Annotated in this window: 20 protein-coding genes and 6 pseudogenes; 14 read left to right on the top strand and 12 right to left on the bottom strand. The window is 59.0% G+C overall.

Annotation, left to right across the window (positions count from 1 at the left end; translation table 11 throughout):
* Positions 1-480: 480 nt before the first annotated feature.
* The 3 genes and pseudogenes from FN060_RS03265 to FN060_RS03255 form a co-directional block, all read left to right on the top strand.
* Positions 481-858, top strand: a pseudogene (locus FN060_RS03265) (transposase); the annotation flags it as partial.
* A gap of 247 nt (positions 859-1,105) precedes the next feature.
* The gene (locus FN060_RS03260) at positions 1,106-1,864 is read left to right on the top strand and encodes a FadR/GntR family transcriptional regulator (protein ID WP_328589415.1); all 759 of its coding nucleotides are present in this window, start codon (positions 1,106-1,108) and stop codon (positions 1,862-1,864) included.
* Positions 1,865-2,050: 186 nt separating this feature from the next.
* Positions 2,051-2,209 (top strand): hypothetical protein, encoded by a 159-nt coding sequence (locus FN060_RS03255; RefSeq protein WP_172977951.1) that lies wholly within the window; start codon positions 2,051-2,053, stop codon positions 2,207-2,209.
* 493 nt (positions 2,210-2,702) lie between these two features.
* Here the strand turns inward: FN060_RS03255 and FN060_RS03250 are convergent, their stop codons facing one another.
* The 7 genes from FN060_RS03250 to FN060_RS03225 all read right to left on the bottom strand — a co-directional run bounded on the left by FN060_RS03250 (position 2,703) and on the right by FN060_RS03225 (position 9,449).
* A complete protein-coding gene (locus FN060_RS03250) occupies positions 2,703-3,134 on the bottom strand; it encodes a GlcG/HbpS family heme-binding protein (protein ID WP_036588654.1) in 432 nt (143 codons plus the stop codon).
* Between the two features lie 170 nt (positions 3,135-3,304).
* Positions 3,305-3,505 (bottom strand): hypothetical protein, encoded by a 201-nt coding sequence (locus FN060_RS23510; RefSeq protein ID WP_413037881.1) that lies wholly within the window; start codon positions 3,503-3,505, stop codon positions 3,305-3,307.
* Between the two features lie 114 nt (positions 3,506-3,619).
* Complete coding sequence (locus tag FN060_RS23505; protein WP_413037882.1) at positions 3,620-3,778, bottom strand: hypothetical protein; 159 nt, start codon at positions 3,776-3,778, stop codon at positions 3,620-3,622.
* 319 nt (positions 3,779-4,097) lie between these two features.
* Positions 4,098-5,375: a glycolate oxidase subunit GlcF gene (gene glcF, locus FN060_RS03240; RefSeq protein ID WP_077548349.1), complete on the bottom strand. Its 1,278-nt coding sequence runs from the start codon at positions 5,373-5,375 to the stop codon at positions 4,098-4,100.
* Between the two features lies 1 nt (position 5,376).
* A complete protein-coding gene (locus tag FN060_RS03235; protein WP_142586846.1) occupies positions 5,377-6,525 on the bottom strand; it encodes an FAD-binding protein in 1,149 nt (382 codons plus the stop codon).
* Entirely contained in the window at positions 6,522-7,976 is a 1,455-nt protein-coding gene (locus FN060_RS03230) for an FAD-binding oxidoreductase (RefSeq protein WP_036588744.1), read from the bottom strand. Before FN060_RS03230 ends, FN060_RS03235 begins: the two co-directional genes overlap by 4 nt.
* Before the next feature lie 255 nt (positions 7,977-8,231).
* On the bottom strand, positions 8,232-9,449 hold the full coding sequence (locus tag FN060_RS03225) for a CaiB/BaiF CoA transferase family protein (protein ID WP_036588661.1): 1,218 nt from the start codon (positions 9,447-9,449) through the stop codon (positions 8,232-8,234).
* A gap of 246 nt (positions 9,450-9,695) precedes the next feature.
* Between FN060_RS03225 and FN060_RS03220 the strand changes: the two genes are divergently transcribed.
* The 9 genes from FN060_RS03220 (at position 9,696) to tnpC (ending at position 20,133) form a co-directional block, all read left to right on the top strand.
* Positions 9,696-10,814 (top strand): ABC transporter ATP-binding protein, encoded by a 1,119-nt coding sequence (locus FN060_RS03220; RefSeq protein WP_051517875.1) that lies wholly within the window; start codon positions 9,696-9,698, stop codon positions 10,812-10,814.
* 215 nt (positions 10,815-11,029) lie between these two features.
* Entirely contained in the window at positions 11,030-12,373 is a 1,344-nt protein-coding gene (locus FN060_RS03215) for an ABC transporter substrate-binding protein (RefSeq protein ID WP_142586845.1), read from the top strand.
* Between the two features lie 55 nt (positions 12,374-12,428).
* Positions 12,429-13,301, top strand: a complete 873-nt coding sequence (locus FN060_RS03210; RefSeq protein WP_036588662.1) for a carbohydrate ABC transporter permease — start codon at positions 12,429-12,431, stop codon at positions 13,299-13,301.
* Between the two features lie 2 nt (positions 13,302-13,303).
* Entirely contained in the window at positions 13,304-14,254 is a 951-nt protein-coding gene (locus tag FN060_RS03205) for a carbohydrate ABC transporter permease (protein ID WP_077548352.1), read from the top strand.
* A 76-nt stretch (positions 14,255-14,330) separates the two neighbouring features.
* Entirely contained in the window at positions 14,331-15,989 is a 1,659-nt protein-coding gene (locus FN060_RS03200; protein WP_077548353.1) for a GMC family oxidoreductase, read from the top strand.
* Positions 15,990-16,074: 85 nt separating this feature from the next.
* Positions 16,075-17,457 (top strand): glutathione-disulfide reductase, encoded by a 1,383-nt coding sequence (gene gorA, locus FN060_RS03195; protein WP_036588664.1) that lies wholly within the window; start codon positions 16,075-16,077, stop codon positions 17,455-17,457.
* 320 nt (positions 17,458-17,777) lie between these two features.
* Positions 17,778-18,125, top strand: a complete 348-nt coding sequence (locus FN060_RS03190; protein WP_244665682.1) for a transposase — start codon at positions 17,778-17,780, stop codon at positions 18,123-18,125.
* Entirely contained in the window at positions 18,122-18,466 is a 345-nt protein-coding gene (tnpB, locus tag FN060_RS03185; RefSeq protein ID WP_037437662.1) for an IS66 family insertion sequence element accessory protein TnpB, read from the top strand. Before FN060_RS03190 ends, tnpB begins: the two co-directional genes overlap by 4 nt.
* A 74-nt stretch (positions 18,467-18,540) precedes the next feature.
* Positions 18,541-20,133: an IS66 family transposase gene (tnpC, locus tag FN060_RS03180; protein ID WP_142586844.1), complete on the top strand. Its 1,593-nt coding sequence runs from the start codon at positions 18,541-18,543 to the stop codon at positions 20,131-20,133.
* A gap of 4 nt (positions 20,134-20,137) precedes the next feature.
* Here the strand turns inward: tnpC and FN060_RS03175 are convergent.
* The 4 pseudogenes from FN060_RS03175 to FN060_RS23040 form a co-directional block, all read right to left on the bottom strand.
* Positions 20,138-20,413: pseudogene (locus tag FN060_RS03175) on the bottom strand (IS3 family transposase); the annotation flags it as partial.
* A gap of 32 nt (positions 20,414-20,445) precedes the next feature.
* A pseudogene (locus FN060_RS23345) lies at positions 20,446-20,622 on the bottom strand (IS256 family transposase); the annotation flags it as partial.
* A gap of 121 nt (positions 20,623-20,743) precedes the next feature.
* Positions 20,744-21,045, bottom strand: a pseudogene (locus tag FN060_RS23340) (transposase); the annotation flags it as partial.
* A gap of 231 nt (positions 21,046-21,276) precedes the next feature.
* A pseudogene (locus tag FN060_RS23040) lies at positions 21,277-21,449 on the bottom strand (PHP domain-containing protein); the annotation flags it as partial.
* A 31-nt stretch (positions 21,450-21,480) separates the two neighbouring features.
* Here FN060_RS23040 and FN060_RS23035 point away from each other — a divergent pair.
* Positions 21,481-21,573, top strand: a complete 93-nt coding sequence (locus FN060_RS23035; RefSeq protein ID WP_235864271.1) for a hypothetical protein — start codon at positions 21,481-21,483, stop codon at positions 21,571-21,573.
* 265 nt (positions 21,574-21,838) lie between these two features.
* On the opposite strand, the pseudogene FN060_RS23030 reads toward FN060_RS23035, so the two are convergent.
* A pseudogene (locus tag FN060_RS23030) lies at positions 21,839-22,169 on the bottom strand (IS3 family transposase); the annotation flags it as partial.
* A gap of 274 nt (positions 22,170-22,443) precedes the next feature.
* On the opposite strand from FN060_RS23030, the gene FN060_RS03160 reads away from it, so the two are divergent.
* Positions 22,444-24,096, top strand: coding sequence for an FAD-binding oxidoreductase (locus FN060_RS03160; protein ID WP_036588668.1), 1,653 nt, complete (start codon positions 22,444-22,446; stop codon positions 24,094-24,096).
* Position 24,097: the final 1 nt, after the last annotated feature.

The following is a 24,097-nucleotide window of genomic DNA, read 5'->3' as shown; positions in this document are numbered from 1 at the left end:
ACGGTCGGGCAGGCCCTGAATTGCTGAAGGCACGAATGCTGCCGCGGCTCCACACAAAGTGAGGAAGAACCCTTAATCGTCAGAATGCAGGTGGTCCGGCGAGTTGTGGCAATTAATCTGAGAATCTTTTGGACGGGTCTTGGCGCTTAACGGCTGCTGACACGGAGCAACCCTTTGTAAGATCTCCTAATGCTGATGCACTCAGCCAAAACCGCCATTATAGTCATCGCGGCGTTCTCGGATAAGTGCCAAATTCTCAGTGCGATTCTCAGTTTGTTGGGTCTTCCTCACTTTGCGTGTTCACTTGCCGTTAGACATGCTGCCGCTATGAGCGGGCATGCAAGCGAAAACGAAAACGAAATGGTCGCCCGGCCCAGGGGTCAAAGTTTTGGGTATCTCGCTCCCTGACGATGACAGCTGGGTTGTTTCCACCGCCGGACCAGCTTTCGGCATTTGCCCTAACCGGGCCGCGATGCTGTCCCGATATGCGATCCGGAGACCGGCCATGTGATCTCGCCGGTAGGCGCAGCTGCCCTCTTGCATGAAGCCGCGAAGCATGCTGACGATCAGCCAGGCGAGAAGGGTCGATGTTTTGAATCAGGGCTCGCCTGAGTTCGTTTTGATGCGCAGCCTTGGCATGCGCTTCTGCGGAATCTTTGCAGCCGCGATCCGGACAGGCTCGACAGCTGGATTGACGATGCCGTTAACTCGCGTTTGGTCGCAATTGAGCGGTTCGCACGCGTCTTGCACCGCGATCTTGACGCCGTCCACAACGCCATTGAGCTGCCCTGGAGCAACGGCCAAGCGGAAGGCCAAATCATCCGCCTGAAGGCAATCAAGCGTGCAATGTATGGCTGAGCTGGCCTGGAGCTGCTCAGGGCACGCGTGCTGCCGCCTGACCAAAATCGCCACCCACAAAGTGGGGAAGAACCCTTTCAATTGCTAAGTGACACTAGGTTCGTTGCGTTCCAAGCTGGCCTTTTCACGACCCCCGACGTAGACTCGGAATCGGAGTTACCAATTTGGTAGACCGATTTGGGTTTCACTGGTACTTTGGCCTTGAGCTGCCAAGTGATCCGCGTGTATCGAGATGGACCTGATTGGAATGAACGAACGGCTGGAAAAAGACCAAAATATGCTTGAAAAGATTGAAGGCGATAGAATTGCCGGTGTCCCGAACGTTGTAGGGAGAATACTCTCGTTCATCGATGAGCGTCGCTATCAGCCGAGCGAACGGTTGCCTTCGGAACGTGATTTTGCCGACAGGTTTAATGTCAGTCGCGGGGCCGTTCGCGAGGCTTTGGCTGCTCTAGAGTCGATGCGCGTGATTGAGCGGAGGCCTAACTCCGGAATTTATCTTAGAAATTCTGATGAAAGCAGCATTGAGGCCCTCGTTCTTCGTGCTTCTTCTGGCCTACCGTTCCAGCCTGAAGAGACCGCGGACGTGTTTGAAGTGCGAAGTATTCTGGAATTGCAGAGCGTCCGTATTTCCTGCGACCGAAGGCGAGATCAGGACATCGATCATCTGAAGAAAATACTTCGAAAAACTAAGCTTGCAATTGATAGTAAAAAAACAATTGAAGATGAGGATACAGCGTTTCATCTTGGTATCATATCCGCAACTCACAATACAATACTGCTTCGCACTGTGAAGTTATTTTACGAATTTTCAAAACAGCGCCGTATAATATACTTTTCAGACTACGCGCGTGGCAAGAAGGCTTATGAAGACCATTGCGAGATACTTGAAGCCATCGAGGGCCGTCACACCGACTTGGCGGTGGGATTGATGGACCGACACTTGTCCCGAGCTCTGGCCACATGGCAGACTCTCCTCGCGACGCCGGAACCAGCTGCTAAATAGTGCGATTTCGAATGGCCTACCTCTGGATCGGGCGGGAATTGCGAAAGGACGAAAACGAGTAACCGAGGGCCGCCGTTGGGTCGGCCCGGTCTGTTCGTCCTTTCGGCCTTGTTGCGTGACAGATTCCGAATCAGGACATAGGTTATGTCAGCCCATTGAACGCGTAGCGCAAGAGCGAAGACGTAGTTGAGCAAGGTCGTGCTCGTGCTGGTCTGCGGTTGGCTTCTCTTTCAGGTCTTCAATCTCGGCACGCCGTCTATTCGCGGTTCAACCCGACATGCGCCCGCGGGTGAACAGATCGCCACGACCGACTGGCTGCCGAGCAGCTCGGGCGCCTACAGGTAGTGCCGGTATCGGACCAGAGCTGGAACTACCGACCGGATTAAAGCAGCCCGATTTTGGTCGGTCCCAGCGAGCACTTGCCTGTTCGCCAAGATTAGCGCCTTCTTACTTCTGCCATCACTTCGCCTCCCTTACTGCGCGGATCGTCTAATGATTGACGGGGTCAGCGCCTCCTTTGCCGCCGGAAGCGTGCAAAGCCTGCATCATAAACTCCAGCCACCATCAAGGCTTCGGCCGCACGGATGCCCGCCGGGCCAGCGCGGCGCCGATCACGCCGCCATCAGATGTTTGTCGATGTCGATGACACGCCGGCGGTGTCGATTGGGAGGATGGTCATGCGTCTTTCTCGTCACCCCGCGAAGCAAGGAGCACAAGGCGCGGTCAGCCCGCCGGCCATGACGACTTGAGGCCAGTCGGCTGGAAAAGTTCATCGGCAGAACCGCTTTTAGCCACATTTCCGGACGCAAAGCCGTTTCACGCTTTTGCTGGAAATGCTTTAGCCCTTGTCCGCGACCAGGCCCACCTGCTCGACAGCGTGCGCAGCACAGATTTCGTCGTTGGCCGATGCATCACCGGAGATGCCAACAGCTCCGAGGGTCTCACCCGCCTCCCCGCGTATCAGGACACCACCGGGAACCGGCACGATCTTACCGCCGGAAACGCCGGACAGGGCCTGTACGAAATGAATGCGCTCGGCAGCGGCCGAGTTCAGCCAGCGGGAGCCCGAGCCGACCGCCAGGGCGCCATAGGCTTTGCCAAAGGCGATCTCGAAGCGCAGCATGGAAGAACCATCCTGCTTCTGGAACGCGATGAGGTGACCGCCTGCATCGAGCACCGCGACCGAAAGCGGCTTCAGATTGAGCTCTCGCCCTCGATCCAACGCGGATTCGATAATGCGGTTGGCGACATGCAGCGTGATGGCTTTCATTGTTTTATCCTGTTCCGAGATCGCCTGCCCCTTTGGCCTTCAGCTCCAGCCGGCGCGCATGCAGAACCGGCTCGGTATGCCGCTCCGTTGAGCGCGGCCCTTGATGACCAGATCGACTGCCGCGAGGAGGGCGATGGACTGGTCGAAATCCGGTGCCATCGGGCGGCGGTTCAGTCGCAGTCGTTCTGGCGATCCACGACGCCGGCCGTGCGCTTCGGCATCTCCGTCACCTGCGCTTCGCTGACGATGCCGTCGCAGCCAGTTCGCCATATGCTGCGCGAGATGCACAGCGTCGCGCGGTCCTCCATCAGGCCGAATTTGTTGATGTCGGGCACCTTGGAGCAGCCGACGCCCTGGTCGACCCAGCGCACGACATAGCCGAGAATGCCCTGCGCGTTGTTGTCGAGTTCGCGCTGGATGTCCTCCGGCGACCAGTTGCGCCGGGTGGCAACCGGGATCGACAGGATGTCGTCCAGCTTCGCCTTCTAGCGCGACTTCAGCACTTTCGGCGCTTTCACGTCGACCTTGTGATAGTGCGTGGCGTGCAGCGTGGCGGCGGTGGGCGACGGAACCCAGGCGGTGTTCGCGCCAGCCTTCGGATGACCGATCTTCTGCTCCAGCATGGCGGCCGTCAGGTCCGGCATGGCCCATATGCCCTTGCGCATGGCCCCGCAGGCCGCATTCCGGCCCGGTATCGGCGTTCCACGCCTCATAGGCTTCGGCGCGAGATCGTGGACGAGCTTGCCGAAGCCGGCCCAGAAATCCGCGGGTTTGACGCCGGTGCCGCATTGCGCGCTTGTTGACGAAATGGTAGAGCCTGCGATCGACCTGCAACGCGCCGTTTGAGTAGAGCCTGCGACCGACCTGCAGCCCGCCGAGTTCGATCCGATCCTTCATGTCAAAGCTCCGTTATTGCGCCCCGACAGGCGCGTATCTCTTCGCGGGGGTTATGGCATCCCAGCCCTATAAGGGCTTGGGCCCGCCGGTCGCCCAATCTAGAAGCTCGGCGATATGAACGACTGGAATGTCCGTTCCCGATCCGATCTGCATCATGCAACCGATGTTTCCGGCGCCAATAACCTGCGGCGCGGTCGCCTCCAATGTCGTGATCTTGCGCGACTTGAGTTGGGACGAAATCTCGGGCTGCATCAGATTATAGATGCCGGCGGAGCCGCAACAGATGTGACCATCGCGCGGCTCCACCACTTGGAAACCTGCTGCTTTCAACAGATCCTTGGGCGCGGCTCGGATCTGTTGCCCATGCTGAAGCGAGCATGCGGCGTGATAGGCTACCCGGAGGGGCTCGGCATGGGCCGGTTCCCTGAGGCCGATAGAGTTCATTACTTCGCTGATGTCCTTTGCCAGAGCCGAAACGCGCGCGGCGTCTGCCGCCAGCGGATCGTCGCGGAACATGTGGCCATAGTCCTTCACGGTCGTTCCGCAGCCGGACGTGTTGATGACGACGGCGTCGAGGCCGTCGCCATCCAGTTCGGCGACGAGCGCCCGGATGTTTGCGGCCGCCATGCGGTGGCTCTCATCGGTCTTGCCCATATGGTGCGTGAGCGCACCGCAGCAACCCAGCCCTTTGGGAATGACGACCTCGCAACCGTGTCGTTGCAACAGCCTGATCGTGGCGTCGTTGATGTCGGTGTTCAGGACGCGCTGTGCGCAGCCGGTCAACAGGGCGACGCGCTTCTGCCTGCCGGTCTCGGCGGCGAAGGTCTGGGGGCGGTCGTTGAAACTGGGTGAGGGGATTTGGGCCGGCACCATGTCAAGCATCGCCCTTAGGCGGGCGTCCGGCAGCAGCCTTCGAAACGGCTTCGCAAGCTTCCCGCCGATCAATGCGAGACGGAACCGACCGGGATAAGGTAGGATTTTCCCCAGAATCCAACGTAGCGCGCGGTCGTCCCACCGGCGCTTGTAGTTTTTCTCGATGTATTCCCGTGCGTGATCGACGAGATGCATATAGTGCACACCAGAAGGGCAAGTGGTCATGCAACTCAGGCAACTAAGGCAGCGGTCGATATGCTTCACCGTTTGCCTGTCCGGGACCTTGCCGTTTTCCATCATATCCTTGATCAGGTAAATGCGTCCGCGCGGGCTGTCGAGTTCATCGCCAAGAACCTTGTAGGTAGGGCATGTGGCCGTGCAAAAACCGCAGTGAACGCACGATCTGAGAATTTCGTTCGAGCGCCTGGTCGTCGCGTCGGTCAACTGTTCTGCCGTGAAGTTCGTCTGCATCTCAGCGTCCCATCCGGCCCGGGTTGAAAATCCCGGCGGGATCAAAAACGTTGCGAAGCGACGCTGCCAGGGCCGCCGCGCCCGGGGCTTCGTTTATGAACGCGGGACCCGTACTGCCGGGGCCGGGACGCGCGAGCGTCACCACCCCTTCCGGAACTGCGGCGCGCACGGCGGCGCAATCCGCGTTCCCGCAATACCAGATCAGCGCCGCGCCCCAATCGAGCGAGCTCTCGCCTCCCAGACGTTCGAGGGCTTCCATCGTGGCGGGTGCTTCGGTAGGCTTGACTAGGATGCGCCAGACGGCATCGGAGCGGTCGGCAAAGTGGCGAACGTCCCTCAGGTTTCGCCACAAATGGCGGCTTTTCCCATCCTCAAGCGTGTCGATATCCCGGCCGCGGAACAGGGCTTGCAGCCGCTCGCACCGGTACTCGACCTGACGAGACAGTCCTTCGATGCGCAGCCATGCCGTTCTGTCGAAGAATGCGGCGCCGGAAACTTCGAAAGGCGTCGCCAGCGCCGTCGAGAATATGGCGACGGCCTCGCGTGATGACAGCCCGCCGAAGACCAGAGTCTTCTGGGCCTCGGCCGAAGGAAGCGTTTTCAGGGCCACCTCCGTTAGGATGCCAAGCGTCCCATGCGAGCCACAGAGCAATTTCCCGAGGTCCATCCCGGTAACGTTCTTCATCACCCGTCCGCCATTCCTGATGATCCGGCCTTGCCCGTCGACGAACCGGACGCCGAGCAGGTGATCGCGGCATGCGCCGGCTTGAATGCGTCTTGGCCCGGAGAGGTTGGCGCCGACCATGCCGCCGATGGTCGGCGTGCCGTCTGTCGCAAGCAGCACGCGATAATCCATCGGCTCGAAGGCTAGCGACTGGCCCTCGGTCGCCAGCAGCCGCTCGATCTCACCGACCGACGCGCCCGTACGTACGATCAGGGTCAGTGCGCCCGGCTCGTAGGCGACGATCCCGCCAATCTCGCGTGTCGTCAGAACCGAATCTGCCGCAACGGAGGCGCGGCTCTGGGTGCCACCTCCGCAAATATGGAGTTTCCGCTTCTGCCGGAAGCTGTCCGCGACGAGTGCCGCCAGCTCGGCTTCGCTCACTGGAACCGCCGCATCGGCGCCCCGGCTTTCCGTCCCCTCCGTCATACCCTTTTCGCCGCCTCCCGATGAGGCTGGCTGATCTCGAGAGGGAAGACCTTCGCCGGATTCAGCAGCCAATGAGGATCGAGCGCCCCCTTGATCTCCATCTGGATCGCCATGTCGTCCGGCGCATATTGCTTCGTCATAAGGTCGCGTTTTTCGATCCCCACGCCGTGTTCGCCAGTGAGGCAGCCGCCCATGTCCACGCACAAGCGAAGAATGTCGCTTCCGAAGGATTCGGCTCGCTCGAGGTCGCCGGGCTTGTTGGCGTCGAACAAGATCAGGGGGTGCATGTTTCCGTCGCCGGCATGAAAGACATTGGCGACCTCAAGCCCGTGTTCCTTTGAGAGCTCGCCGATCCGTTTCAGGGTGTGGGGCAGCTTCGAAACCGGCACCGTGCCGTCGAGGCACAGATAGTCGCCTAAGCGGCCCATCGCCCCGAAGGCCGATTTGCGGCCCTTCCATATCGCCAGCGACTCGTCGGCGTTGCGGCTGCTGCGGAATTCGGCGGGGTTCAGTTCCGATGAGATTGCCTTGATGCGCTCGATCTGATCGGCGATTTCGTCTTCCGAGCCCTCGACCTCGACGATCAGGACGGCGGCGCAATCGGGATAGCCCACTTTTGCAAAGGCCTCGACCGCACGCAGGCAGACATCGTCCATGTACTCGATCGCCACCGGCAGGAGGCCGGAGCGAATGATGCGGGCCACGCATTCGCCCGCCGTTTCGGCGCTGTCAAAGCCAATCAGCATCGGCCGTGCGCCCTCGGGGCGCGGCAGGATGCGCAACGTCGCTTCGGTCACGATCGCGAGTTGCCCTTCGGAGCCGCAGATAAGCCCCAGGATGTCCAGACCCGCCATGCCGAGATGGGGACCGCCAAGCTGGACGATCTCTCCGGTGGCAAGCACCATGCGGACGCCGAGAAGGTTGTTCGTGGTGACGCCGTATTTCAGGCAGTGGGCGCCGCCGGAATTCATCCCGATATTCCCGGCGATCGTGCACGCAAGCTGCGACGACGGGTCCGGTGCGTAGAAAAACCCTTCCGCCTCCAGCTCCGCGCTGACGGAAAGGTTGGTGACGCCCGTCTGAACCCTGATGAAACGGTTTGCGGTATCTATCTCGAGAACGGCCCGCAGCCGCATGGTGCCGATGACCACGCTATCGGCAGTCGGAAGCGCTCCGCCTGCCAGCGACGTGCCGGCACCGCGCGGGATAACCGGAACACGCAGATCGTGGCAAATCTTCATCGCCGCCGCCACCTGCTCGGTAGTGCACGGTAGAACCACGGCGAGCGGCGGACATCGGTAGGCGGTCAGCGCGTCGCACTCATATGCGCGGGTTTCCTCGGGGTCCGAGACGATCGCATCCGCGGGAAGGACGGCCCTCAACGCCGCGACGATTTCGGGCTTGCGGGCGATGATCGCAGCGTCGGGAGCGGGCATGGCAATTCTGGACATTGGCTCAAACCTGTCTGATCGAAAGCATCGAAGAACGAGACGCTCCTTCGCACCCGCCTTCATCGAGGCACAAAAGATGCGCAGGCTCGCGATGAGGCGACCTATGAGCATCGCAGCTGTTTACCGGGCTCCACGCGGGAGATCCGCTGGGCGAAGGAGAAGCGCGATATCTCGCTGCGGCGGCTCGCCAGCGATAGTCTTGGCACGTCGAACGCCTGACAACCGCAACCGAGGGCGCGCGCAGCCCGCCCTGTGTCATCCGCAATAGATAATCTTGTCCTTCTCAAGCCGCGATATTTCATCATCGCCGATGTCGAGGATTGAATTGAGGATGTGCTTCGTATGCTCCCCAAGCATCGGGGGACTGATGGAATACTCGATTTCCGTTTGCGAGAATTTGATCGGATTGGCCACGAGCGGCACCGTCTTGCCCGTGGTGTGGGGAAGGTTGATCTGCAATTGGCGATGGATGACCTGCGGATGCGCGAATGCCTGGTCGAGCCGGTTGATCGACGCGCATGGTACGCCGATGGGTTCGAGAAGGGCGATCCAGTACTCCGTCGTTTCCTGGGTAAGATGCTCGGTCAGGATCGAGACCAGAGCGTCGCGGTTCGCCAGGCGATCCGTGTTGGTGGTGAAACGGGGGTCATCGCAGAGGACTTGCAGCCCGGACGCCATGCAGAATTTCCTGAACTGCTGGTCGTTCCCCACCGCGAGGACGAATGACCCGTTGCTCGACCTGAACACCTGATAGGGCACGATGTTCGGATGAGCATTTCCATATCGCCGCGGCGGTTTCCCGGTGGTCAGGTAGTTCAAATTCTGGTTCGCCAGAGCGGCAAGCTGGACATCGAGAAGCGCCATGTCGATATGCTGGCCCTCGCCCGTCCGCTCGCGATGCAGTAAGGCCGACAGCACGCCCGTTGCGCTGTACATTCCGGTGAGGAGATCGGAAATTGGGACGCCGACCTTCTGGGGCCCGCCGCCGGGTTTGTCGTCGGCCTCGCCCGTGATGCTCATCAGCCCGGATATGGCTTGGATGGCCATGTCGTATCCGGCCACGGTCTTCATCGGGCCGGTCTGGCCGTATCCCGTGATGGAGCAGTACACTATGTCCGGCTTGATGAGGCGGAGCGTTTCAAAATCCAGCCCATACCGCTTCATGTCGCCGACCTTGTAGTTCTCGATAAGAACGTCGGCCTTCTTGACCAGAGATCGAACGATGTCAGCGCCGGCTTGCGTGGCGATGTCTACGCAAATCGAATGCTTACCGCGATTGGCGCTGAGGAAATAGGCGCTCTCGGTCGTTCCATCCAGATGCGGTGGGCCCCAGTGGCGGGTGTCGTCGCCGGTAAAGGGGCGTTCGATCTTCCAGACCGTCGCCCCTAGATCGGCTAAAAGCTGCCCGAGCCACGGGCCCGCTAGAATCCTCGATAGATCAAGAACTTGGTATCCACTCAACGGTCCGGCCATCTCAACCACTCACATTGCGATTAACGTGCCTCTCTATGGAAGCTATGGCGAAACGTAACTGGACATACCAGATTGGTCAATCCAATAATTTTGCCCCGCGTCCTGTGGGTGCATAAAAAATCTATCAAGGGGGACATTGACGAAGCAGCGGGATTGGTCTATCCAATTTGGTCTACAAGTAGGTCATCGGGAGGGATGGCCTGCGAAGCCCACAACAGGGCATCACGTTTAGGGAGGTTACGCTGCATGGCGCGAATATCGCTCCAAAATGTCTCCAAGTCGTTTGGTGGCGACCAGGGCCCATGGGCCGTCAAGGATTTCTGCCTGGAGATAGAGGATGGCGAGCTCATTGTTTTTGTCGGACCTTCCGGATGCGGAAAATCGACGACACTGCGGATGATCGCCGGCCTCGACGACACCACTTCAGGCGCTATCATAATCGGCGGGAGGGATGTCACCGGACTGCCTCCGAAAGATCGCAACGTCGCGATGGTCTTTCAGAACTATGCGCTATATCCCCAGAAGTCGGTCTACGACAACATGGCATTCGGCCTACGGGTGCGCGGTGAAGCGAAGCAGGAGATTGACCGGCGGGTGAGGGCCGCGGCGGCCAGCCTAGATCTCGAAGCCCTGCTCGACCGCAAGCCGCGACAGCTCTCGGGCGGTCAGATGCAGCGTGTCGCCCTTGGGCGTGCGCTCGTGCGGGACCCCGATGTTTTCCTTCTGGACGAACCGCTGTCCAATCTCGACGCGAAACTGCGCGTGAAGATGCGCGAAGAAATCACGACGCTCCATGCCCGGCTCCGGGCGACGATGATCTTCGTGACACATGACCAAGTCGAAGCAATGACGCTCGGGGACCGCATCGTGATCATGCGCGATGGCGTGATCCAGCAGGCTGGGAGACCTCTCGAACTCTATGACCGTCCTGCAAACACGTTCGTCGCTGGGTTTATTGGTTCGCCCGAAATGAACCTGATCGACGGGCATTTGGTCGACGCTAGCGGACGGCTCGAAGTGCGATCCGGAGACCTATCGGTAGGCATACCAGATAAAACCTTCGCCAAGTACGGACAAAGCGTGACGCTTGGAATCCGGCCCGAGCACCTCGTCATCTCCAACGATTCCCCGCTTGAGATGAGCGTAAGCTTGGTCGAGCAGATCGGAGCGCAGACTTATCTCATGGGCACGCTGGCCGGCCATAAGATGCGTGCCGTCGTCGAGCGCCGCGACGAAATCCGCGCCGGTGACAGAATCCCGATCGCCCTCCCGAGTGAGCGGCTTCACCTGTTCGAGTCCGCGAGCGGTGCGTCGCTCCGGATAGCGGAAACGGGTGGCAAAATCAGAGCGAAGGAAAGTGCGTGATCCACCCCTGCGAGATCGCCGGGTCAGATTGAGATACTGCGCCCCTGGACCGTGGGTCGCGGAATTCGACTTCAACGGATGCTCTGTATCGCGTGCTGACGAAAGCATCTCTGGATGCGCCATAAAGGAAGAAATTCACCACTATACTCGATACGGGCGAATTAATTCTTGTCAATTTGGCTTGAACTGACGTCTTAACATGGGAGGAGCATGAAATGAGCATCTACATTCCAGGTCACAAAAGAATGGCGGCGGGCCTGTCGGGCATGACCCGCCGTAACTTTCTAGGAACAGCGGCCGTCGTCGGAGCGAGCGTGGCGGCGCCCGCCGTGCGAGCCCAGTCCGGCGTCACGCTTCGTTTTCTCAACCAAGAAACTTCGGTCGCCAGTCAGGCTGCCCTTAAAAAGGCGTGCGACGAATACGAAAGCAAATTCGGCGTCAGAATAATTGTAGATTCGACTCCCATCAGCGGTACGACGCAAAAAGCGATGGCGGCGATCAATGCTGGCCAGTCATACGATATTATGACTGCCGGCTTCATTGCGGGTATTTTGCAGTTCGTTCAGGCGGGCGTTCTTCTGCCGGTCACCGACCTGGTAAAAAAGTACGACTGGGGCAAAGGCGCTGCCTGGGAGTATGAGGGTGAGAACTGGTACTATCCGTTCGATTACAATCTGGTCGTAAATTACTACAGGAAAGACCTCTACGCCCAGAAGGGTCTGAAGGTCCCGGAGACGTCGGGCGATTTCTTGAAGAACTGCGAGGCGCTTACCGTCAATAATAGTGGAAATGTTGATGTTGGCGGCTGCGTCATACCGCTGGCAAGCGACTCCGCGACGAATTGGGCGAGCTTTGGAAATATGTTCGCGGAAGGCACACAGCTTTTTGACAAAGACTGGAATGTCGTTCTCGACCAAGGCGAGAATCTCGATCGTGCCACGCGCTTTTTGGATCTTTATGGCGAGCTGTATAAGACCATGCCGCCCGGCATGAACGCCGTCGGCTACGCTCAACTAATGAGTCTCTTCACCACCGGAAAGGCTGCTCACACGCTCTATTCAGGCCGCCTGGTCGAATCCCTCGAGGCAACAAATCCTGCGCTGGCAGATCAGTACGGCATCTTTGCCTCGCCCAGCAGCAGCGGTCAGAAGGCGCTTTCCTATGCCTTTGACGGCTTCTGCGTCTTCAAGACGAAGCAGAGCGAGGAGGCAGTCAAATTCCTACAGTGGTTCGCTGACGAGCACTACGTGGATTGGTTGCTTTCCGCATGGATGAACAACCATCCGTCTCGCTTGGATATCTACGAAAATGAGCGGTGGAAGAGCCATCCCATGATCAAGAAGCATTGGGAAACGATGATGCAGATGAAGTCCTTCATCGAGGGGGACGGCGTTACCATCACGGCGATTGACACCAGCGGCCCTTCCATCGACATGCGTGCTTGTAACGTGTTCAACGCAAATGTCATGCCGGAGATGCTCCAGCAGAAAGTCCTCGGCAACACCTCGTCTGCTGATTGCGTCGCCGCGGCCGCGCAACGCATTCGCTCCCTCATCTAATTGCAGATCGGGGTGGTCTCTGCCGCCCCGATCGTTCGTCCAAAGGATGATTCTTATGGTTCAGGACCGGCGAATTGTTACGTTGTTTATAGGCAGTATATCACTGCTTGCAATTATTATTGGCGCCCCGTTAATTTACGCGGTTATGCTATCATTCTATTCGGCAAGTTCGTTTATCGGCGAACCTCAGTGGGCCGGCCTGAGCAACTACAGCAAGGTATTGCGAGATCCTCTTTTCTGGAATTCGTTGACGAACGGCCTCACAATCGCGATTACGTCAATTGTCCTGCAGGTTGTTCTGGGCGTCGGCATAGCGATGGTGCTTAACAAGCGCTTTCTTGGCCAGACGGTTGTACGCGCGATCGCCATTCTTCCGTACTTCCTGCCGACCGTTGTCGCCTGCCTGGTAGCCCAATGGATTCTCGAGCCAAATTACGGATTGCTCAAGAGCGCTCTCGCATCCATCGGTGTCGGAATGCTCGATTGGAGTTCTCATGCCTTCACGGCCAAAGGCACAATCGTCCTCGTTAGCGTGTGGTTGTGGACACCTTTTGTCGTAACCTGTGTTCTTGCCGGTTTGCAGACGATCCCAACGCAACTTTATGAAGCCGCGCGCGTCGATGGCGCGGGAGCCTGGCGGCAATTCTGGCACATCACGATACCGGGCTTACGCTCGGTTCTGATCGTGGTCATCCTTCTGCGCGGCATCTGGATGTTCAACAAGTTCGATGTGATATGGCTTTTGACGAAAGGCGGGCCGCTGAACCAGACAGAGACCTTGCCTACCTTGGCCTATAGGAAGTCGTTTCTGGAGTACAATCTGGGCGGGGGCGCCGCTGTGGCAACGATCTCCTTCCTTATTCTCTCAGGCGTCATTCTCATCTATCTGCGCCTATTCCCCATCGACGATGCAAAGCAAGGGAGATAACAATGAATAGCCATGTAGAGCGATTGCCCATTGATTCCCGCCCGCAGATACCAGAGCGCGAGCCGATTCGTCCGAAATCGTCGCTGCAACACGGGAGCAGGGTTCAGGACAGCACCTTCTGGAGACTATTTAAAAGGCTGTCAGGAAAAGTTGCACTCTATGTAACAGTACTCGTTATCTGCCTGTATTCGTTCTTTCCGATATACTGGATGATAATTTCAAGCCTGAGGCCTTCGGAACGACTTTTCCTCGACACATCTCTGGTATTCTGGCCACCGGACCTGACGTCATACATTTCCCTATTCCGGCAGACGAACTATGTCGTCAATTTTCTGAATAGCGCTCTAATGGCGGTTGCGACGATTACCGTCTCCCTCATGCTGTCGGCATTTGTCGCTTATGGCGCCACCCGGCTGCGTTTTCGGGGCAAGACTATGCTCGTGGCATCGATGCTTTTTGCCTACATGTTCCCACCCCTCATGCTGGCGATCCCGATGGCGGCAACTTTCCGCACAATCGGCCTCACCGACACACTGTGGGGGCTGTTGATCGCACATCTTGCAATTTCACTGCCGCTAGCGGTCTGGTTGCTCTGGGGGTTCTTTAAGTCAATGCCGTTCGACCTTGAGGAGGCCGCGATGGTTGACGGCTGCTCTCAATTCGAAGCGTTCATCAAGGTCGTCTTGCCGCTGTCCGCTCCCGGGCTCATCACTGTCGCCATCTTCTCCTTCCTCCTTTCTTGGGCCGACTATGTGTTCGCGCTGATACTTATTATGAGCGACCAGAGAAAGACGCTTCCCGTCGCTCTGGAATCGTTGCTCGGCGCCCATGATTTGCGGTGGGGTGAAGTCTTGGCCGGCGCCTCGCTGATAGCTCTACCTTTGTTCTTAATATTCATCTTCTGCTATCGGTATTTCGTCGCCGGGTTGTCGGCGGGTGCGGTGAAGGGATGATCCCGTCAAGTAAAGGCGGAAGATCGGCCGCCTTTTTGACTTGCGTTTGAAAAACATCACCGACCGGAGAAGGTCCATGTCGAGTTACGACTATATTATCATTGGTGCAGGTTCCGCCGGGTGTGTTTTAGCCACCCGCCTGAGTGAAGACGCCAATGTGAGCGTTTTGCTGATCGAGGCGGGCGGAGGGAAGTCGCTGTTTGTCGATATGCCCGCCGGAATCAGGATCCTCTATACGAGCGATCGGTACAACTGGCGCTTTTGGACTGAGCCGCAGCGACATCTTGACAATCGCCGGATCTATATTCCCAGGGGGAGGGTTATTGGAGGGTCGTCATCAATCAATTCGATGATCGCGATCCGCTGCAACCCTTGGGACTACGATTCATGGGCGTCTCGGGGCATGCCTAAGTGGAGCTTTTCCGCAATGCTCCCCTATTTGCGCAGGATTGAGGATGCTAGCCTGGTTGTTCAGCCTGATAATGGAACGCGCGGGCACAGCGGACCCATCAAGCTTTCCTTCGGGCCACGGCGCTCGACCACGCAGGCGTTTGTCGACAGTCTCGTCGCTGCAGGTTTGCCTGAGAACAATGGATTCAACGGGTCGTCGCAGATAGGCGCGGGCTTCTACGAACTTACGATAGCACATGGAAAGCGGTCCGGCGCATTCAAGTACTTAGAACGCGCCAAGGGACGCCCAAACCTCACCATCCTGCCAAATTGTCATGTTCGTCGCATCAACGTTGAAGGAGGTTCTGCCAGTGGCGTGATCGTGGTTCAGAATGGCCGCGAGAGGACAATCAACTGTGATCGAGAAGTTCTGCTGACGGCAGGCGCAATCGGTTCGCCGCAGCTTTTGATGTTGTCGGGTATCGGGCCTGCTGATCATATGCGGTCTCTCGGCATTAAACCGGTTCACCACCTCCCGGGTGTGGGAGAGAATCTTCAGGACCATCTCGACTGCGCGGTTCGCTTCGAGGCATCGCAGCCGACGACGTTGACCCCCTATATGGGCCTCCTGAAAGGCGGGATGGCCGGTGCTCGATACATTCTCAAAGGCGATGGGCCGGCCGCTTCACAGGCCGTGGAGGCGGGGGCGTTTTGGGGCCCCGACCGATCGTCGCCGTTGCCGGAGTGGCAGGCGCACTTTGCTAACGTTCTCCGCAATCCGCCGCCCGGCGAGCGTATCGCTCACGGCTTCGCTGTTCGCGTATGTCAGCTCAGGCCACAAAGTCGCGGTACGGTGAGATTGCGAAGCGGGGACCCCGCCATTCCACCAGCAATCGACCCGCGTCTTGGGTCCGAGCATGCGGACCTCGCGAGTCTGAGAGATGGCGTGCGCGATATGTGCGATATGATGATGTGCGGACCACTCAAGAACTTCGTAAAACGCCCGATCGATGCGGAAGCCTTTGGCAATCTCTCCTCGCTGGAGACTTTCGTGCGAGCGCGGGCCGAGACGGTATATCATCCCGTTGGGACCTGTCGCATGGGTGCTGATGATGCATCGGTCGTGGACCCGAGCATGAAAGTCCGCGGTCTTGATGGTCTGCGGGTCGTCGACGGTTCGGTGATGCCAACGCTTCTAAGCGGCAATACAAACCTGCCCATTATGGCGATGGCCGAGAAAATCGCTGACGAACTTATTCACGGTGAAAGCTTTTCGCCTGAGTACCCGATCGCTGGGCAGATGCTTGCGCATGACGCGCATGGGCGCCGCCCGCCCTCCTCCTGAAAGCCTCCGTTTACCGTCCGCGGAACGCTGTAACGGTGCGAAAGCGCCCAAACCGTTTTCGTAGCTTTTGAACTCGCAGGGTACGATGGCTGATTTTGATGTTGATCTGGCAGTAATTGGTGGTGGTTCAGGCGGGGTCCGCGCGGCGCGGGTTGCTGCTAGCTATGGGGCCAAGGTCATTGTTGCTGAAGGAGATCGGGTTGGCGGGACCTGCGTCATCCGTGGCTGCGTGCCCAAAAAGCTGATGGTTTATGCTTCAGATTTCCAGAAAGAGATCGGGAACGCGGCGGGCTTCGGATGGTCGATTCCCCCAGCGAAATTCGATTGGGGAGTATTGACGGGAAATAGAGACAGGGAAGTCTCCCGTCTCGAAGCCGCATATACGTCGGCGATTGAAAAGTCGGGAGCGCGCCTGGTAAAAGAGCGCGCGACGTTTCAGGATGCGCGCACCTTGCGTCTTTCCAATGGGGAAACTGTGCGCGCTCGTAATATATTGATTGCCACAGGCAGCACGCCCAACCATGGGGAAGTTTTACCAGGCCTCGAGCATGTCATCTCCTCAGATAAGGTCTTTGAGCTTCGTGAATTGCCGAGACGGATCATAATTCAAGGAGGAGGCTACATCGCGGTTGAGTTCGCATGCATATTTGCCGGTCTCGGTTCGAAAGTGACTTTGGTTTGTCGGAGCGACAACATCCTGCGCGGTTTCGATCAAGACATAAGGACACATGTTCGGGATGCTCTGGAGCAGCAGGAGATTAGGATTGTCACTGACTGCCGGATCAAAAGAGTCGACAGGATGGACGAAAGCAGTGGCGTATTGAAAGCTAGTCTTTCAAACGCTGAACAGCTCGTCGCCGACCAAGTCATGTTTGCGATCGGACGAAAGCCCAACACTCAAGGCCTAAATCTCCAGAAATCTGGCGTTGCGCTAAGTGCTGACAGCGGCGGCGTCGCGGTCAACGAGAACTCGCAGACCAATGTGCCCCATATCTATGCGGTCGGCGACGTGACAAATCGCGTCAACCTTACCCCTGTAGCCGTGCGCGAAGCGCAGGCCTTTGCAGATTCGGTATTTGGCAAGCGTCCCACGCAGGTCGACTATACGGATATCCCGACTGCGGTTTTCTCGCGTCCGGAAGTCGGATCAGTTGGACTATCGGAGGCACAAGCCTGTGCCCGGTTTGAAAGGGTGGACATCTACAAAACGGATTTCCGGCCGATGAAGGTTGCCCTCTCCCACAGCTCCGAACGAATGATGATGAAACTCGTCGTGGATGCCGATTCCGGGAGGGTCGTCGGCTGCCATATTGTCGGATCTGGCGCTGCGGAGATCATCCAGGCAGTTGCGATTGCGATAAGAATGAAAGCCGTAAAGGAGGACTTCGATGCAACGATGGCTCTTCATCCAACTGCGGCGGAAGAACTTGTCACGATGCGGACGGCCACCAGGCGCTGCGTTCGTTAACGCATTTTGTAGCAAATCGGATTCCTCTGGCGTTACCTAAATGCGGCTGAGCAGACACGATCTCCATCAGGGCAACGACTATGTAACGATCGCATGAATAGGCCGAATACATGAACGCACCCGCCGAACGCGATATGTCTTAAAGCGCTTGCGCCTGCGGGGCCATCTATACATGAAGCTCTCGATGAAGCCGTTCTGCAGTAAGCGGCAAGCAGACCCCGTCTGGCGGAAGGGGTGAGCGGTCGGATATTGGTAGCGGACACGATGAGCTGCTGTGAGCTTCTATGTCTGCGCCTAGTTCTGGAACTAGAACCTTCCATATGATCGAAGCCGTTGCCGAGCGCCTTGAGGGTGCGCCGCGGCAGCTTCGCCGACGCTGGTCGGACGAGTTCAAGGCACGGGCGGTGGCGGAGGCATTGGAGCCAGGCGCGAGCGTCTCGGCGATTGCGCATCGGCTCGGCATTCACCCGTCGCAGCTCTTTGGCTGGCGTCGTGCGGTCTTAGACGCACGGAAGGTTTCCACGGAACCGGCGCGTTGTGAGATAGCCGCGGCGTCTACTGGCGAAGCGGTGATCGAGGTTGTCATTGGCGACGTGATCGTGCGTGCTCGCGCTGACGTCAGTGAGGAGCACTTGCAGCGGGTGATCCGGGCGGCGCGCTCGGCATGATCCCCTCCGGCGTGAAGGTGTTCCTGGCCAGTCATCCGGTCGACTTCCGCAAGGGGCCGGACAGCTTGCTGTCGCTGGTACGTGACGCCGGCAGTGATCCGTTCAACGGTGCGCTATATGTCTTCCGGGCCAAACGAGCGGATAGAGTGAAGATCGTCTGGTGGGACGGCTCCGGCGTCTGCCTTTATGCCAAGCGGTTGGAAAAATCGCAGTTCTGCTGGCCCCGCATCGGTCATAACCGGGTTCAGCTCAACCATGCCCAGCTTCTGGCGCTCATCGATGGCATGGACTGGAAGCGGGTTCGATCTGTGCCGGTGAAGCCGCCGGAAATTGTTGGGTAAAAGCCCTGCGGCGAAGTGAATCAGCGGCCTGAAAGGGCAGGAAAACCGGAGCAACATGTGCTCTGGTCGAACCGATGACGCCGCCCGATCTCAACCTCCCGGATGACGTAGAAGCGCTGAAAGCCATGGTGCTTGCCATGGCCGAAAAGGCGGCGCGGACCGACGCCCTGGAGAGCGAGGTCGCTGATCTCAAGGCGCGAAACGCCGATGCCGATGAGCGCATCGAGCGGCTGACGCAGATCCTGAAAGCCTTCGATCGCGCCCGCTTCGGCCGGCGATCGGAAAAGCTCGGCTCCCCAAGCACCGACGACGAGCAGCAGGCCTTTGTCTTCGAGGAAATCGAGACCGGCATTGCCGCGATCAAGGCACGGGTCAGCAAGGGCCGCGAGCGCCCAGAAGGCAAACGTCCGCCGCGGCCACGCAAGGGCTTCGCACCGCATCTGGAGCGGGTCGAAGTCGTGATAGAGCCGGAGGAGCTGCCGGAGCATGCCGGCAAGCAAAAGGTGCTGATCGGCGAGGACGTCTCGGAGCGGCTGGATGTCATGCCGGCGAAGTTCCGCGTCATCGTCACCCGCCGGCCGAAGTATGCCTTCAAAAATGAGGACGGCGTCATCCAGGCGCCGGCGCCGGCACGCATCATCGAGAGCGGCATTCCGACGGAAGCGCTTCTGGCGCAGATTGCCGTCTCCAAGTATGCCGATGGCCTGCCGCTCTACCGACAGGAGGCGATCTACGCCCGCGATAAGGTCGAGCTCGATCGCAAGCTGATGGCCCAATGGATGGGCAAACTCGGGTTTGAGCTGGAGATCCTCGCCGACTACCTCTTCGATGAGATCAAGAAGGCCGAACGGATCTTCGCCGACGAAACCACCTTGCCGACGCTCGCTCCCGGCTCCGGATCGACGAAGACAGCCTATCTATGGGCCTATGCCAGAGATGACCGACCATTTGGTGGCAGCGGTCCGCCCATGGTCGTCTATCGCTTTGAGGACAGTCGGGCTGGCGAATGCGTTGCCCGCCATCTCAAGGGCTACCGCGGCATCCTGCAAGTCGACGGCTATGCCGCCTATAACAAGCTGGTCCGCTCCGATGGCGGCAATGACGGCGTCACGTTGGCTGGCTGCTGGTCACACAGTCGGCGCAAGTTCTATGAGCTGCATGTCGGTAAAAGCTCCGAGATCGCAACGACGACGGTCGAGCGGATGGCGAAGCTCTGGCGGATTGAGGAGACCATCCGCGGCAAAAGCCCTGACGCCCGTGTCGCGGCGCGTCAGGAGGCCTCCGCGGCGATCGTCGCGGACCTCTTCGCGCTTTGGCAGAAGACCCTGCAGCGGGTCTCCGACAAATCGAAACTGGCTGAGGCGCTCCGCTATGCCATCTCGCGTCGCGCCATCTTCGAGCGCTTCCTGACCGACGGCCGGATCGAGCTCGACTCCAACATCGTCGAGCGAGCAATCCGGCCCCAAGCGATTACCAGAAAGAACTCACTCTTTGCTGGCAGCGATGGCGGGGGACGGACCTGGGCAACCATCGCGACGCTGCTGCAGACGGCGAAGATGAACAATATCGATCCGCTTGCCTGGCTCACTCAGACCCTCGAGCGCATTGCCAACGGCTGGCCGAGCAGCGAAATCGACGCGCTCATGCCGTGGAACTACGCCGTCTGAACGGCCTCAGCTTGCCGCTTACGTTCTGCATCGGCTTGCCCGGAGCGATGTAGTGCCATTCGACGATTCGACGCGGTTCTGATCCGCCCAGGCGAGGATGGCGTTCAAGGTGAGCTCGCTGCCATAGCTGACGATCATCCTCGGCCGGCCGCGTTCGGCGACGAGCCTGTCCAACTCGCGGGCAACCCGCATGCCGGACAACCACGTATCGACCGGTAGCGCCAGGCATTCCCTCGTGCAGTCTGCAGTCGTCGACGACGGCGAGGATACGGAAGCGGCGGCGGTAGTGTCCAGAACCTTTCGCACTTTTTCTTAAGCGACGGCTCCGTGGGTTGAGGTCTGCTCCGCGTAGAGCGGATCCATGTTCATATATTTGCGCGTCGACCACTGACTGCCGGCAATATGCCTCAGCCGGGCGGCGGCCAGGTTCAGGCAGCTCTGCCCGTCCGGGAATGCCCCCACGACGCGGGTGCGCCGTCGGATTTCTTTCATGATCCGCTTCAGCGGATTGTTGGTCCTGATCTTGAGCCAATGGCTGTCGGGGAAGGTAGAAAGTCAGGGGCTCATCGATATGCGCCTCCATCAACTCGGCCGCTTTCCCGAGCTTTTGCCGGCGTAGGTCCTCGATGATCATGGCAGCCTTCTCCTGCGCTGCTTCTCGGCTTTCCTGGGCATGGATCGCCTTGAGCATATGGCTGATTTCACGCACCTTGGTCTTTGACACGTGGCTGAACACGTTCCGGTAAAATGCACCATGCAGCGCTGCCAGCGCGCCTCGGACAGATAGTCGGCGACGCTTTCCACTAGGCCGCGGCAAGCGTCCGAGATGATCAGTTGCACGCCGCTCAAGCCGCGGTCGGTGGCGCAAGACGCCGACCAGCCGGACTTGTCCTCCTTGGCGCCTTCGCAGATGCCGGTAACCCTCGGAATTGACGGCGCTGGCCACCGGCAGCGAGACGTTGCGCACCTCGCCCGCCCAGGTCCGCTTCATCACGATGCCGTCGAGATAGAGATAGGGGTGATCGCCCTCGATCGGCGCGGTTTCGCCATTCCTCGATCTTCTCGACCCGCGTGCCTCACAGCGCCTCGGTGATGTCCTCCACGCGCCGCACCGAGACACCGGCCAGATACATCTCGATCAGCTGCCTCTTCGAGATATTGATAGACGAGCTCTTCGAGCGAGTACCTGCAGTGCTCTACGATCTCGATCGTCCGCGCCAAAGCTTCCGTGTAAAGGGGGGAAAGAGCCGCGCCATTTCTTCCGGCGGCTTCAGATAACGGTCGGCGTGCCGCTCGCGCTCAAAGCCGACATCGCTGAATGCGCTGCTCGACGCGGAGGCGGACCGCTTGTGTGGCGCAGGGCGCTATGAACGCAATGAAGGCAGCCAGGACACGCGGGCCGGCAGCTACGAGCGGGCACTGCACAGGCTGGCGAGGTGACGCTGAAGGTGCCGAAGCTGCGCCGCCAGATTTTCGAGACGGCCATCATCGAGCCGCCTCTCGACCGAACTCTCACTCCGTCGATAGCGCCTCCTCGACCGTCCCGCGCACCATCGCGGCAAGGTGATCCTTGATTTGCGCTTCGTCGATCCGGATCACCTCACCCACGCCCGCATCCTTTTCGTAATCCATCCTTGCGCTCCTTCCGTCACTGTAGAAGAAGCCGTCAAATCTGAAAGTGCGAAAGATTCTTCACGTTATCGCATCGGCCGTCGGTAAGCTGGTCCGACACGAAGTCCAGCTCTCGTCGGGGCGCAGCGGCACCAGCATCGGCGCCCTGCTGCTGATCGCCCGCTTGCGGTCGCCACGCCTGCGCCACCGGTGAACTTCTCCTATCCGTAGAGCCGGAACAATTTCTTGCGGTTCACGACGAGCCCTTACCGCCTCAGCATCACGAGGAGTCGCTGTAACCGAACCCTCCTGCGCTATCGCCTTCATCCTCCCGCGAACGTCGCGGTCGTCGGGACGGCTGGTCTGTAGCGAACCGTCATGCGGCGGCAGCCGATGTCTTTACACGCCCGCCGTTCGCTCATCCCGAAGGCAAGTTCTGTTTGGAAGCCCGTCACTTTCAGCCCGTGGAGGGCTGTCCAATACCGGCCAAGGCGCGATCAACGTGTGCTACTGCCGAAAGGACCGTGCCGACCAGATACATCAAGGATAGCGATGGCGCAGTTCAGGGCGCGATCTACTCCAAAACCCATTGACTGCCAGAACTGGATATGCCAATTTGGTCGAACCAGATCGCGATGTTTCCCGAACGTATGCGCACCTGGATGGTTGGACGTTGAAAATCTCGAAGGAGGAAGCGCCGTGGCGAAGGAAAAGAGCGGCTACTATGGCACGCGTAGGAAATTCTGGACGTGGGGATATGAAGGGGAAGACAATTCCCAGGACGAAATCCGTATCATGCGAGAACGCGTGGAGCAGCGGCTCGGAATTAAGGATATCAAAGTTCTGTCAGACCCGACTCTCGATGAGATTGAACTTTACCCGTCGCGCATAAAGATCCCACGTACTCTGGAGGATTTCTGTACCTCTGAAAAATGGGACAGAATTGTTCATACGTACGGTAAGGGTTTCAAGGACATGACCCTTATCTACAGGCGCGATTTCAAAAAGGCCCCGGACGTCGTGGCCTATCCGCGCGACGAAGAAGACATCGCCGCCATCTTCGACTGGTGTGGGGAAAATGGCTATGCATGCATACCGTATGGCGGTGGTTCGAGCGTCACCGGCGGCTTCTGGGGCCCCGAGCGCGACGCCTTTCCCGGCGTCGTCGTCATCGACCTGGGCAACCTCAACCAGATTCTCGAAATCGACCCCGTGTCACGCTGCGCGCGGATACAGGCAGGCATTCTCGGGCCGGCTCTGGAAGAACAACTGAAGCCGCACGGTCTCACCCTGCGCCATATTCCCCAATCGTGGGAGTTCTCGTCGCTGGGCGGCTGGATCGCAACCCGCTCGTCCGGCCATTATGCGACCCATCTCACGCATATCGACGACATGGTGGAAAGCCTACGGGTGGTCACGCCAGCGGGAACGATCCAGAACCGCCGGCTGCCAGGCTCCGGTGCGGGACCCAATCCGGATCGCCTGTTCATCGGGTCGGAAGGCACGATGGGCATCATCACGGATGCGTGGATGCGTCTTCAGGGACGTGTGAAATTCCGTGCGAATGCCTCCATCTCCTTCAAGACGTTCTATGAGGGTGCCAAGGCCGTCCGTCAGATCACCCAAGCGGGACTGTTCCCGGCGAACTGCCGCTATCTGGACGAGCAGGACGCCAAATTCTACGGCGCCGGGGACGGCACCGATTCGGTCTTGCTGCTGGGCTTCGAATCCGCTGACCATCCGGTGGACGCATGGCTCGAGCGTGGTCTCGAAATCTGCAAGGACTTCGGTGGCGTCGTGAAGCAGCGCGCGGGAACTGCGGACAACGCGCTGGAGACCAGCCGCAGCGGGCCGCAAGGTAACTGGCGGCATCAGTTCAGATACTTGCCCCGGCTGATGCATACGCGCGCAGCGATGGGAATCGTCAGCTTCACGTTCGAAACCGCCTACACTTGGGATCGGTTCGAAGAAGTTGACACCGAGATCATGCGTCGCGTGAGGGCGGCCCAGAAGGAGCACCTTGGTGGCGGTATTGTCTGCCGCAGGTTTTCCTTCCTGTATCCGGACGGTCCCGCTCCGTACTATTCGATCATGGCTCCTTCGACACATGACAACAGCCTTGAAGCCTATTCGATGCTCCACGATGTGGCGTCGAATGCGCTAATTGAGCTCGGCGCAACCATCACGCACCATCATGCCGTAGGCAAGTCGTTCCGTCCTTGGTACGACAAGGAGGTCGATCCATTGTTCCGCCGTGTGCTGGCGGCTGCGAAAACCGAACTCGACCCAAATTGGATGTTGAACCCTGGCCTGCTTGTTGACAAGCCGGCAGGATTGAAGATCGTCGGATAGG

Source organism: Pseudorhizobium halotolerans (genome assembly GCF_902153235.2).
Taxonomy (GTDB): domain Bacteria; phylum Pseudomonadota; class Alphaproteobacteria; order Rhizobiales; family Rhizobiaceae; genus Neorhizobium; species Neorhizobium flavum.
The sequence above is the reverse complement of the archived record's forward strand: the minus strand, read 5'-3'. Positions and strand labels throughout refer to the sequence as shown.